This is a genomic window from Microbulbifer maximicatervae (SeqCode) (assembly GCF_052467615.1).
Window position 1 is genome coordinate 3,736,389 of sequence record NZ_CP174319.1, and the last position, 12,832, is coordinate 3,749,220.

Consider the following 12,832-nt stretch of genomic DNA (forward strand, 5'->3'; position numbering starts at 1 on the left):
TTGGTTTTAAAGCTATTAAGACAGCTTTACGACACGCTGGTGAAGGTCTTGCAGGCGGCGAACCTGTAGCGGCTGCTCCTGACGCATGGCCATAGCCATGGCCTGGGCCGCTGCCAGGGTGGTGGTGTAACACACCTGGTGGTTCTCGGCACTGCGACGGATATCCGCAGAGTCGCGAATCGCCTGGCGCCCTTCGGTAGTGTTCACTACCAGTGCAATCTCGTCGTTCTTAATCATATCGACGATATGCGGGCGACCTTCACTCATCTTGTTGACGGTTGTAACGGGAATATTGTTTTCTTGCAAGACCTTGGCGGTGCCGCGACTGGCAATTACTTCGAAGCCAAGCTCCACCAGATCGCGAGCTACGCCCACTGCGTCGGCCTTGTCGAAGTCACGCACAGAGATAAATGCGCGTCCGGACTCCGGCAGGCGGTCGCCTGCGGCAACCAGGCCCTTGTCGAAGGCTTCTGCGAAGGTAGCGCCTACGCCCATTACTTCGCCGGTGGATTTCATCTCGGGGCCGAGAATCGGGTCCACTTTCGGGAACTTGTTGAACGGGAATACAGACTCTTTAACGGAGTAGTAGTCCGGTACGATCTCTTCAGTAAAGCCCTGCTCCTGTAGGCTGATACCCGCCTGACAGCGCGCAGCCACTTTCGCCAGTGAAGTGCCTATGCACTTGGAGACGAAAGGTACAGTTCGGGAAGCGCGCGGGTTCACCTCGATCACGTAGATCTCGCCGTCCTGGTAGGCCAGCTGGGTGTTCATCAAGCCAACTACGCCCAGCTCGCGAGCCATGGCTTTCACTTCTTCGCGCATACGGTCCTGCACATCCGCCGGCAGGCTATAAGGCGGCAGGGAGCAGGCGGAGTCACCGGAGTGAACACCACACTGTTCAATGTGCTGCATGATGGCGCCGATCACAACGTCCTTGCCATCGGACACCGCATCGATATCCACCTCAATAGCGGCGTTGAGGAAGTGGTCCAGCAGTACCGGCGCTTCGTCGGAAACCTGTACCGCTTCTTTCATATAAGTGAGCAGCTCGTCTTCTTTGTAGACGATCTCCATGGCGCGGCCACCCAGTACGTAAGACGGGCGCACAACCAGCGGGTAGCCCACGTCTTTCGCCGCCTGGATGGCTTCGGAAACAGAGCGCACGATGGCGTTCTTCGGCTGCTTGAGGCCGAGACGCATGATCATCTGCTGGAAACGCTCGCGGTCTTCGGCGCGGTCGATCTGCTCTGGGGTAGTACCGATAATCGGCACACCTTCGTTGGCCAGGTAGCGCGCCAGGTTCAGCGGAGTCTGGCCGCCGAACTGTACGATCACGCCTTCCGGCTTCTCTTTGGCAACAATTTCCAGCACGTCTTCCAGAGTTACCGGCTCGAAGTAGAGGCGGTCGGAAGTGTCGTAGTCGGTGGAAACAGTCTCCGGGTTACAGTTGACCATGATGGTCTCGTAACCGTCTTCGCGCATCGCCAGTGCGGCGTGTACACAGCAGTAGTCGAACTCGATGCCCTGGCCGATACGGTTGGGGCCACCGCCGAGTACCATGATTTTCTTCTTGTCGGACGGCTGCGCTTCGCACTCCTCATCGTAGGTGGAGTACATGTAAGCAGTAGAGGTGCTGAACTCAGCAGCACAGGTGTCCACGCGCTTGTAAGACGGGAATACACCCAGCTTGTGGCGGAACTCGCGCACAGTCTTCTGGCTCACCCCCAACAGGTCCGCCAAGCGGCGATCGGAGAAGCCTTTGCGCTTGAGGAAGCGCATTTGCTCAGTAGTCAGCGCCGAGGTAGGCAGTGACTTGAGCGGCTCTTCGATTTTGATCAGCTCTTCGATCTGTACCAGGAACCAGGGATCGATACCGGACAGGTCGTAAACTTCGCCGACGCTCATGCCCATACGGAAGGCGTCGCCCACGTACCAGATGCGCTCGGCACCTGGAACGGAGAGTTCGCTGCGCAGACGGGTCTCAGCGCCGTCTTTGCTCGGGTCAATTTTACTTTCCAGGCCGAAGCTGCCCACTTCCAGACCGCGCAGGGCTTTCTGCATGGACTCCTGGAAGGTACGGCCGATCGCCATCACTTCACCCACAGACTTCATCTGGGTGGTCAGGCGCGCATCGGCTTCACCAAATTTCTCAAAGGTGAAGCGCGGAATCTTGGTGACAACGTAATCGATAGACGGCTCGAAGGACGCAGGGGTAGCACCACCAGTGATATCGTTCTGCAACTCATCCAGGGTGTAACCCACTGCCAGCTTGGCCGCGACCTTGGCGATCGGGAAGCCGGTGGCCTTGGAGGCCAGTGCGGAGGAGCGGGATACGCGGGGGTTCATCTCGATCACAACTACGCGGCCAGTCTTCGGGCAAACGCCGAACTGTACGTTGGAGCCGCCAGTCTCAACGCCGATCTCGCGCAGTACCGCGATAGAAGCGTTGCGCATCAGCTGGTATTCCTTGTCGGTCAGCGTCTGCGCCGGGGCAACGGTGATGGAGTCACCGGTGTGTACGCCCATCGGGTCGAAGTTCTCGATGGAACATACGATGATGCAGTTGTCGTTCTTATCGCGAACCACTTCCATCTCGTACTCTTTCCAGCCGAGCAGGGATTCGTCGATCAACAGTTCGTTAGTGGGGGAGAGGTCGAGTCCGCGCTTACAGATCTCTTCAAACTCCGGCCAGTTATAGGCCACACCACCACCGGAACCACCCATGGTGAAGGACGGGCGGATAATTACCGGGAAGCCGAACTCTTCCGGTACTTTCTTCGCCTCTTCCATGGAGTGGACGATCTTGGCGCGCGGAGTTTCCAGGCCGATGGCCTTCATCGCCTTGTCGAACAGGTCGCGGTCTTCCGCTTTCTCGATAGCGTCTTTGTCCGCACCGATCAGCTCGACATTGAATTCCTTCAGGACACCGTGCTTATCCAGGTCCAGGGCGCAGTTCAGTGCTGTCTGGCCACCCATGGTAGGCAGGATGGCGTCGGGACGCTCCTGCTCAATAATCTTGGCAACGGTACGCCACTCTACCGGCTCGATGTAAGTGGCATCGGCCATGGCCGGGTCGGTCATGATGGTGGCCGGGTTGGAGTTCACCAGGATCACCCGGTAACCCTCTTCGCGCAGCGCCTTACAGGCCTGGGCGCCGGAGTAGTCAAATTCGCACGCCTGGCCGATCACGATGGGGCCTGCGCCGATAATCAGAATGCTTTGGATATCTGTGCGTTTTGGCATCTTTCTTCCGTTCTACTACCGGCAAAGGCCGGCTGCGCTAAATTTCATTCGTTTCTTGTTAAAACCGCCGCAAAAGCGGCGGTTAATTGCCCTACCCTGGGCGGCTACGCCCTTAGGCGCGCTCTTTCATCAAATCGATAAAGTGGTCGAACAACGGCGCCACATCGTGTGGGCCCGGGCTCGCTTCCGGGTGTCCCTGGAAGCTGAAGGCCGGCTTGTCCTTCAGGTGAATACCCTGCAAGGTACCGTCGAACAGGGACTTGTGGGTAACTTCCACATTGTCCGGCAGGCTGTCGGCGTCCACTTCGAAACCGTGGTTCTGCGCGGTGATCATCACCTTGGTGCTGTTCAGGTCTTGTACCGGGTGGTTACCACCGTGGTGACCGAACTTCATCTTGGCAGTTTTACCGCCCACCGCCAGGCCCAACAACTGGTGGCCCAGGCAGATGCCGTAGGTAGGGATGCCCGCGTCCAGGATTTCGCGGATAGCGGTGATCGCGTACTCACAGGGCTCGGGGTCGCCGGGGCCATTGGACAGGAATACACCGTTGGGATTCATCGCCAGTACTTCGGAAGCCGGGGTCTCCGCCGGTACTACGGTGATGTCACAGCCGCGATCCACCAGCATACGCAGGATATTGCGCTTCACACCGAAGTCGTAAGCCACTACTTTGAAGGGCTGTTCCGGCGCGGCCTTGTGGCCTTCGCCCAGTTCCCAGGTACCTTCGCTAAAGGGGTAGGCTTCCTTGGTGCTCACTACCTTGGCCAGGTCCATCCCTTTTAGACCGGCAAATTCCTTGGCCTTGGCCAGGGCTTCTTCGCGGTCGATATTGTCACCGGCAACGATGCAACCGCTCTGCGCACCTTTGTCGCGCAGCAGGCGGGTCAGGCGACGAGTGTCGATATCGGCGATACCAACGATATTGCGCTCGCGCAGGTAGTCCTCCAGGGACTGCTCGTTGCGGAAGCTGCTGGCCAGCAGCGGCAGGTCGCGGATTACCAGGCCGGCGGCCCAGATATCAGCGCACTCTTCGTCTTCCTGGTTGGTGCCAGTGTTGCCGATGTGCGGGTAGGTCAGAGTCACAATCTGGCGGGCGTAGGAGGGATCGGTGAGGATCTCCTGGTAGCCGGTCATGGATGTGTTGAACACGACCTCGCCAACAGAACTGCCATGGGCACCGATTGCGCGTCCTTCAAAGACACTACCATCTGCGAGCACCAGCAGCGCGGGAGTTGTACTCTGCATAAAGTTGTGGGGCATGAAAGCCTCCGACGTAGGGACAGCTTTAGTCAAATTGAACTCCAATCTTCAGAACTGCTTCCGGGCGGGGTTTGCGGGCTTCGGAGCACGCGGGCTCCTGACTGGTGCGCGCATAAAAAAGCGAGATGAAACATCGCAGCTTCATCTCGCTTTAAAAATCTGTTCACGCGTGATTCTCACAAAGTGGCCGACGGTTGCCGCCAGCTTTTTAGTAGGCTCACGCTGCGCGATTCAGCTTCGCGGCACCGGCCCAAATCGGGCGCAGATTCTACGCGAATTCACCTCTGGACGCTAGTGCAAAAATACGCCAGGCTACTTTCCCTGAAAATCTCACTCCGGCTTACGTCCCAACCGGAAAAGACTACTGCCCATTTTCAGCTCCGCCTTCTCCAGCATGGTCTTATTCATACGCAGGGCCACCTCCCGGCCGCTGTCGGCAAACTCGATCATACCGCCAGTGGCGGCAAAGCGCTCGGCATCGCTAACCGTCAGTACCGGGAAAAACTCCAGTGCCACCAACGCCTTGAGCAGTGTGGGGCGATCCAGGGTACTCAGCACCACAATTTGGCACTTGCGCGCCCGCAGCATCTCCTTGACCTCGATCTTCTCAAGCTCTACATCCCGCCCATCAATACGCTGATTTTTGAACCGGGCTGCCAGTGGCTCACCGAGAGAGTCCCCACCCATCAGGCACACCTTGAACGGGGCACTGCTGTTGGCAAAGGCGTTGACCGGCCACTGCAGGTGGTAGGCGAAGTGCACTATGTAATCCACCATTACCCGCCGCCCCAAAGGCGTATCGGAGAGCTGCACCGCAGCCTGGGCACCCACACCAGTGAAAAGTACTGACAGGAAAAGTATCAGGGCGGGAATAATGCGAAATGAACCTGGGCTGGATATCGTCATAGAAGCTCAAACCCTGCGGTTTGCACCTCCCGAAAGGAAGCTGCGGTGGGCTGTTACCCGCAGCGGCCAAAGCTCGCTGCGGCTCTATTTGCGCGCCAGCGAAAAGCCCGGCCACCTACTCAGGTTAGCCCAACGCAAAGGCCCCCGCCGGGACCAGAGTTACAGCGCCTAAAGATCCTCCCCCGGCAATATCGGGCGCCACTTCAACGCCTTTTCGATAGATATGATCATGGCCCCAGCCACATCCTTGCGCGTAGCGCTCTCGATGCCTTCAAGCCCCGGGGAGGAATTTACCTCCAATAACAGCGGCCCCTTGCGGGAGCGAATAATATCCACACCCGCCACTTTGAGCCCCAACACCTTGGCAGCCTTGACCGCCAGGCGCTTCTCCTCGGCGGTGACCTTCACTACTGAAGCCGTACCGCCCTGGTGAATATTGGCACGAAATTCCCCCGGTGCCGCCTCACGCTGGATCGAGGCCACCACACGACCGTCGATAACAAATAGGCGAAGATCCTTACCCTCCGCCTCGCGAATAAACTCTTGTACCAGGAGATTGGCCTTGAGGGACTTAAACGCATTAATCACCGATTCCCCAGCCTTGCGGGTTTCCGCCAGAACGACACCGCGCCCCTGGGTTCCCTCTAGCAACTTCACCACCAGTGGCGCACCGCCCACCATTTCGATCAGCTCGTTGGTATCCACCGGGGAATTGGCAAACCCAGAGGTTGGGATATTTAATCCACTTTGTTGCAGCAACTGCAGGGAAAACAATTTATCCCGCGACTGGCTGATAGCGGCGGAGCCGTTCAGGGCAAAAATATCCAGGCTCTCAAAGTGCCGCGTCAGCGCACAACCGTAAAAAGTCTGACTGGGGCGAATACGGGGAATCACCGCATCCAGGCTATTGAGTATGCGACCATCCCGGTAATGCACTTCCGGCTCATCAGGGTCGAGCTTCATATAGCACTGGCGGATATCGAGAAAACTCATGCGATGTCCGCGTTCGGCTCCCGCTTCCATAATGCGCCGGTTGCTATAGAGATCCGGGTTCGATGCCAGCAGCCCGATGCGCAGGCCAGTACCGGCAATATGGTGCTCATCCCGATAATATTCATCCAACTGGCTTTTCGGGATATCGCCAATACAGAAGCTCTCAGCCGGGTCCACCAGCATTCGCCCAATCATGGCTTCGCGCCCCAGCAACATGCGATAGCCCATGCTGTCCCGATTGGTCAGGGTCAGTTCGATATCCCAGACACTGCCACCAATGGAAATAGAGGTACGAATTACCGGGCGTTTTTCGCTTTCACCGGAGGAGCTGCGCACCAGCCTTTTATCCAAAAGCCGCGCCTCACAGCGCACTGAAGGGCGGCGCTGGTGCTGCAGTGGATGCGCCTCAAAACTCACCCAGGGTTCGCCATCGCGCTTGAAGGTATGGATGTTGTACGCGTGCAAACAGGAAGTTTTTGCCCCGGAGTCCACACGCACCTTAATCGCCGGGACGCCGAGTGCGGGAAGCCCGCACCACTCTTCGCTGCCGACAATCAGCTTTCTTTCCAATCGAGGTTCCTCAAAGGAAGGTTACAGGGTGACCGGTCGAACGAATGTTGCCGGCCTTTTAGTTTTACCCGCAAAAATGGCGGGCAAATGAAAATCGGAAATTTCTTTCACAGCGCCCCTGCAGGCGCTGAATTTATTTACTCTAAGTAAGATTAGTTAAGGCCGAGTACATCGCGCATATCGTAGTGCCCCGGCGCCCGCGCACTCCCCTCCTCTCCCATCATCCACAGTGCCGCGCGCACGGCACCGCGAGCAAAAGAGAGCCTGCTGCTGGCGCGGTGGCTAATTTCGACCCGCTCACCTTCCGCCAGGAACATCACCGAGTGTTCACCTACCACATCACCACCGCGCACTGTCGCAAAACCGATAGTGTCCCGATCGCGGGCACCGGTTTGACCTTCGCGGCCGTAAACTGCCACTTTATCCAGGTCGCGCCCCAGAGTTTCCGCAATCACTTCTCCCATACTCAGTGCCGTGCCGGAAGGTGCATCCACTTTGTGGCGATGATGGGCTTCGACAATCTCAATATCGGCCTCTTCAGCCATTACCCGCGCAGCAGTTTCCAACAATTTAAAGCACAGGTTTACCCCGGTGGAAAAATTACTGGCGAGGCACAGCGGCACCTGATCCGCATAAGCCAATACTTTATTTTTTTGCTCGCTATCAAAGCCCGTGGTGCCGATTACAATGGGGAGATTTTTCTCCGCGCAATAGGCAGTATTTTCCACAGTCGCTTTAGGGGCAGTGAAATCAATAAGTACGTCAAAGTCTGCCTTATCGAGGCTGTCCACAATAGCGAGGCCGCTGCGGCCCAGACCGGCAACTTCACCGGCATCGGCGCCGACCAAGCTGGAGCCAGGCCGCACTATAGCCGCTGACAGTTCGGCTTTATCAGACAGGGACAAAGCCTCCGCCAACGCTCGCCCCATTCGACCACCAAATCCCGTCACCGCCACTTTTACCGCCATCACAGCACTCCAGTCCAAATCAATAAGGTTCTGGATTCTACAACGCACCCGGTAGAGCGCATAGATACCAGTAAGCCAGTATTAGCATGTCTAAAAATCGCTAGTCACTCCGCAAAAGTAAAACAAAAAGAAATATCCACATATTTTTAAATTGCCAAGAGGATACTTGCGCAAAACGCGATATCAGCGGCCACTGCTACGCTTTACTGTGAGGGGTAAATGGAGCGCCAATATGCGACTGATGATCCTGTCCAACCATCTACCACACATCATGGTGGTAGTGATCTCTCTGAGCCTGGCTTTTGGCAGCACGCCGGCATCTGCCCAGCAGCAAAATGCCAATCCAGACTTTTGGGAGAAGTATGATGATATTACCGATTGGGTGACGCTGCGTTTGCAGCTCACCCCGGGACAGGAAAAAACCGTATTACCCATTATGCAAAAAAGCTTCGCAGAGAAAAAAGCGGTGCTGGAAAAATACGGATTACTCAGTGGCGAAAAGGTCGCTCTAACCCCCAAGCAACGCGGCGAAATTGGCGCTCAATTCGCAGCTATCAGCCTGGAAACACACAAAGAATTGGAAGGTACTTTAAATAAGGAGCAACTGCGTAAAGCGCAAAAAATCCAACAGGAATTCCTGAGTGAATTCGCGGCCCGTTTGAGAACAAAAACTTCCCAATAGAAGGCATTCAATTGGGGGGATAAAACTCGCCTGGAAATAAAAAAGGCTCGAAAGCTAATGCTCTCGAGCCTTTTTGAATAGGCAACCCGCAAAACAATTTAAGGTTTTGCCGGTGCTAACAGAGATTAAAGCTTCATATCACCAAAGAAGTTTTTCACCCCTTCAAACCAACCGGTCTGACGCGGTGAATTTTTCTTTTCGCTAAGGGTATTAGAGAACTCTTGCAGCAAGTCTTTTTGCTTGCCGGACAAGTTCACTGGAGTTTCTACCACAACGCGACACAGCAGGTCGCCGGTTGCACCACCGCGAACCGGGGAAACACCCTTGCCGCGCAGGCGGAACAGCTTGCCGGTCTGGCTTTCCGCAGGAATCTTCAGCTTAACTTTACCGTCGAGAGTCGGCACTTCCAGCTCACCACCGAGGGCAGCGGAAACGAAACTAATCGGCACTTCGCAGTAGAGGTTCTTGCCATCGCGCTGGAACAGATCGTGCTCTTTTACCACTACCTGTACATAGAGGTCACCAGCGGGGCCGCCATCAGGCCCAGCTTCACCTTCACCAGACAGGCGAATGCGATCGCCGGTATCCACACCGGGCGGTACCTTAACGGACAGGGTTTTGGTTTCCTCTACACGACCGCGACCGTGACAGCTGCCACAGGGATCGGAGATAGTGGTACCGCGACCGCGACAGTTAGGGCAGGTTTGCTGAACAGAGAAGAAACCCTGCTGCATACGCACCTGGCCAGCACCACCACAGGTGCCACAGGTTTGCGGAGAGGAACCGGGCTTGGCCCCGGAACCGCTACAGGTACCACAGGCTGCCAGAGTCGGAACGCGAATCTTGACCGTGGTGCCGCGCACCGCGTCTTCCAGGTCCAATTCCAGGTCATAGCGCAGATCGGAACCGCGAGCAGGGCCGCCGCGACGGCCACCGCCGCCACCACCGAAGATATCGCCGAACACATCGCCAAAAATATCGGAGAAGCCACCGAATCCACCAGCGCCGCCACCGCCCATCTGGCCTTCCACACCGGCGTGGCCAAACTGGTCATAAGCTGCGCGCTTCTCGGAATCCGACAAAACCTCGTAGGCCTCATTGGCCTCCTTGAATTTGTTCTCAGATTCCTTGTCATCGGGGTTACGGTCCGGGTGAAACTTCATTGCCACCCGGCGGTAGGCTTTTTTCAGCTCTGCATCCGAAGCGCCGCGCTCGACGCCGAGGACTTCGTAATAATCGCGTTTCGACATAAAACTATGTTCTCTGGTCCGGCATCAAGAACGGCCAAACTCTCTTTCTACTTCTCGGTTTCTAACTAAGCTCCGCGAACGGAGCACCACCAAAACTGCGAAAACTCGGCAAATATTGGCAGATACCTGAAACAACACAGGGCGCGGGCCTCTGAAAGTAAGGCGCCGCGCCCCTGAAGTTCTCCGGCGGCCACTTTAAAAGCTGCCACCGGAATTGCAAGCGAACGCTTACTTACCTTCTTTTTTGTCGTCCTTAACTTCTTCGAACTCTGCGTCTACCGCGTCGTCGCCAGCGGAGGACTGCTGCTCGCCCTGGGCGCCAGCGCCAGCGGCACCTTCAGCACCAGCGGCTTGAGCCTGCTCGGCGTACATCTTCTGGGCAACCGGACCGGAAGCTTCAGTCAGCTTGGTAGTCGCAGCTTCCATTGCAGCTTTGTCATTGCCTTTAACGGCTTCTTCCGCTTCGGTAACAGCCGCTTCAATAGCTGCCTTTTCTTCAGCGGTAGCTTTGTCGCCAGCTTCTTCCAGAGTTTTCTTGGTCGCAGAAATCAGGCCGTCGAGCGTGTTGCGAGTCTGCACCAGCTCTTCGAACTGCTTGTCCGCTTCGGCATTGGCCTCAGCGTCCTGAACCATCTTATCGATCTCGTCCTCGGACAGGCCGGAGGAAGCCTGGATCACGATGGACTGCTCTTTGCCAGTGGCCTTGTCCTTCGCGTGTACGTGCAGGATACCGTTGGCATCGATGTCGAAGGTTACTTCGATCTGCGGCATGCCGCGCGGTGCCGGTGGGATATCGGCCAGGTCGAAACGACCCAGGGATTTGTTCTGTGCAGCCTGCTTGCGCTCACCCTGAACCACGTGAATGGTTACCGCAGTCTGGTTGTCATCCGCAGTGGAGAAAACCTGGGACTTCTTGGTGGGGATAGTGGTGTTTTTGTCGATCAGCGGAGTCGCAACGCCACCCATGGTTTCGATACCCAGGGTCAGCGGAGTTACGTCCAGCAGCAGTACGTCTTTAACGTCACCGGACAGTACGGCGCCCTGGATAGCAGCACCCATGGCAACGGCTTCGTCGGGGTTAACGTCTTTGCGCGGCTCTTTGCCGAAGAACTCGGTTACTTTCTGCTGAACCATTGGCATACGGGTCTGACCGCCTACCAGGATCACTTCGTCTACACCGGAAGCGGACAGGTCGGCGTCTTGCAGAGCGATTTTTACCGGCTCCAGGGAGCGGGTAACCAGCTCTTCTACCAGGCTTTCCAGCTTGGCGCGGGTCAGTTTAACCACCAAGTGCTTGGGACCAGTGGCGTCTGCAGTGATGTACGGCAGGTTGACTTCGGTCTGCTGGCTGGAGGACAGCTCGATCTTGGCTTTTTCCGCAGCTTCTTTCAGGCGCTGCATTGCCAGGGGGTCACCTTTCAGGTCGATGCCCTGGTCTTTCTTGAACTCGTCTGCGAGGTATTCGATCAGTCGCAGGTCGAAGTCTTCACCACCGAGGAAAGTGTCACCGTTGGTGGACAGTACTTCGAACTGCTTCTCGCCGTCTACGTCGGCAATTTCGATGATGGAGATATCGAAGGTACCACCACCCAGGTCGTATACCGCTACAGTGCGGTCACCGCCCTGCTTGTCCAGGCCGTATGCCAGCGCAGCGGCAGTCGGCTCGTTGATAATACGCTTAACGTCCAGGCCAGCAATGCGGCCGGCGTCTTTGGTGGCCTGACGCTGGGAGTCATTGAAGTAAGCCGGTACGGTAATTACTGCCGCTTCAACTTTCTCACCGAGGAAGTCTTCCGCAGTCTTTTTCATTTTCTTCAGGACTTCGGCAGAGATCTGCGGCGGAGCTTTTTTATCGCCTTTCACTTCTACCCAAGCGTCGCCGTTGTCAGCTTCAGTGATGGTGTAAGGAACCATCTTGATATCTTTCTGGACAACGTCGTCTTTGAATTTACGGCCGATCAAACGCTTAACCGCAAACAGAGTATTTTGGGGATTGGTCACCGCCTGACGCTTGGCAGACTGACCTACCAGAATTTCGTTGTCGTCAGTGAAGGCAACAATAGAAGGTGTAGTGCGATCGCCTTCGGCGTTTTCGATTACACGCGCTTTGTCACCATCCAGTACCGCTACACAGCTGTTAGTGGTACCCAGGTCGATGCCGATAATTTTTCCCATCTGTAAAATCCTCTTTTGATGCGCGCTGCCAGCTCTGTTCTATTTACACCGCGCGAATAATTCTTGATGTCAGCTATATTGGTGCCGGCCGCTAAATTTCAAGGCCGCTTTACACTTCTGCCGTTACGGCGCTTTGCTGACCACCACCATGGCCGGGCGAACCAGGCGGCCATTGAGGCGATAACCTTTTTGAAACACATCCAGAACCGTGTTCGGCTCCACCTCGCCGTTGGGCACCTGGGTCATAGCCTGGTGCAGCTCTGGGTCGAAGGGCTCACCGGCCGGATCGACAACTTCCACAGCATTTTTCGTCAGGGTTTCAACGAAAGATTTGTGGGTCAGCTCGATACCTTCTACCAAGGCCTTGTTGGCTTCGTCGGCCGTATCGATCGTCGCCAGTGCACGCTCGAGGTTGTCCACTACAGGCAGCAAGTCCTGTAGCAACTTCTCTACCGCAAATTTGCGCGCTCGCTCGATATCCTGTTGCGCGCGGCGACGGGCGTTCTGCTCTTCCGCCTGGGCGCGCAGGGCCATATCCTTGTGCGCTGCCAGCTGCTCCTGCAACTTGATAATTTCCTCGTGCAGGGCATCGGCACCTTCGGCCTCTTCCCGCAGGGCTTCCTCGGCAAGTTCGCTTTCTATAGAGGAAGGGTCTTCAATCTCTGCTGAAACGCCCTCTTCTGTAGCTGGTGCGTGCTCCGCCCCCTCTTTAATCTGATCTTCTTCGCTGCGCTCTCTGGCCACTGCTTTCTCCGTCGCGTCGACTCTGTCAGTAATGTGAGTT

9 protein-coding genes and 1 pseudogene are annotated in these 12,832 nt (G+C 56.4%); 1 reads left to right on the plus strand and 9 read right to left on the minus strand.

All coding sequences use genetic code 11. The features are described 5' to 3' along the window. Positions 1 to 15: 15 nt before the first annotated feature. The 6 genes and pseudogenes from carB to dapB all read right to left on the minus strand — a co-directional run bounded on the left by carB (position 16) and on the right by dapB (position 7,941). Positions 16 to 3,243, minus strand: coding sequence for a carbamoyl-phosphate synthase large subunit (carB, locus tag ACJJIM_RS16535; protein WP_444891977.1), 3,228 nt, complete (start codon positions 3,241 to 3,243; stop codon positions 16 to 18). A 112-nt stretch (positions 3,244 to 3,355) separates the two neighbouring features. After that, positions 3,356 to 4,504 (minus strand): glutamine-hydrolyzing carbamoyl-phosphate synthase small subunit, encoded by a 1,149-nt coding sequence (gene carA, locus ACJJIM_RS16540; RefSeq protein ID WP_282931318.1) that lies wholly within the window; start codon positions 4,502 to 4,504, stop codon positions 3,356 to 3,358. 330 nt (positions 4,505 to 4,834) lie between these two features. After that, a complete protein-coding gene (locus ACJJIM_RS16545) occupies positions 4,835 to 5,410 on the minus strand; it encodes a YfiR family protein (RefSeq protein WP_413663272.1) in 576 nt (191 codons plus the stop codon). A gap of 168 nt (positions 5,411 to 5,578) precedes the next feature. Next, on the minus strand, positions 5,579 to 6,487 hold the full coding sequence (gene rimK, locus ACJJIM_RS16550) for a 30S ribosomal protein S6--L-glutamate ligase (protein WP_413665891.1): 909 nt from the start codon (positions 6,485 to 6,487) through the stop codon (positions 5,579 to 5,581). Between the two features lie 129 nt (positions 6,488 to 6,616). Beyond that, positions 6,617 to 6,901: pseudogene (locus tag ACJJIM_RS16555) on the minus strand (ATP-dependent zinc protease family protein); the annotation flags it as partial. A 224-nt stretch (positions 6,902 to 7,125) separates the two neighbouring features. Continuing rightward, positions 7,126 to 7,941 (minus strand): 4-hydroxy-tetrahydrodipicolinate reductase, encoded by an 816-nt coding sequence (gene dapB, locus ACJJIM_RS16560; RefSeq protein WP_444891981.1) that lies wholly within the window; start codon positions 7,939 to 7,941, stop codon positions 7,126 to 7,128. Positions 7,942 to 8,173: 232 nt separating this feature from the next. On the opposite strand from dapB, the gene ACJJIM_RS16565 reads away from it, so the two are divergent. Continuing rightward, positions 8,174 to 8,623, plus strand: coding sequence for a hypothetical protein (locus tag ACJJIM_RS16565; protein WP_444911507.1), 450 nt, complete (start codon positions 8,174 to 8,176; stop codon positions 8,621 to 8,623). Between the two features lie 125 nt (positions 8,624 to 8,748). Here the strand turns inward: ACJJIM_RS16565 and dnaJ are convergent, their stop codons facing one another. From dnaJ to grpE, 3 genes are all read right to left on the minus strand, one after another. Further along, positions 8,749 to 9,873 carry a molecular chaperone DnaJ gene (dnaJ, locus tag ACJJIM_RS16570; RefSeq protein WP_282931314.1) on the minus strand — a complete coding sequence of 375 codons (1,125 nt, stop codon included), beginning with the start codon at positions 9,871 to 9,873 and terminating at the stop codon, positions 8,749 to 8,751. Between the two features lie 228 nt (positions 9,874 to 10,101). After that, a complete protein-coding gene (dnaK, locus tag ACJJIM_RS16575; protein ID WP_282931313.1) occupies positions 10,102 to 12,048 on the minus strand; it encodes a molecular chaperone DnaK in 1,947 nt (648 codons plus the stop codon). Between the two features lie 123 nt (positions 12,049 to 12,171). After that, positions 12,172 to 12,792 (minus strand): nucleotide exchange factor GrpE, encoded by a 621-nt coding sequence (gene grpE / locus ACJJIM_RS16580; RefSeq protein WP_413663275.1) that lies wholly within the window; start codon positions 12,790 to 12,792, stop codon positions 12,172 to 12,174. Positions 12,793 to 12,832: the final 40 nt, after the last annotated feature.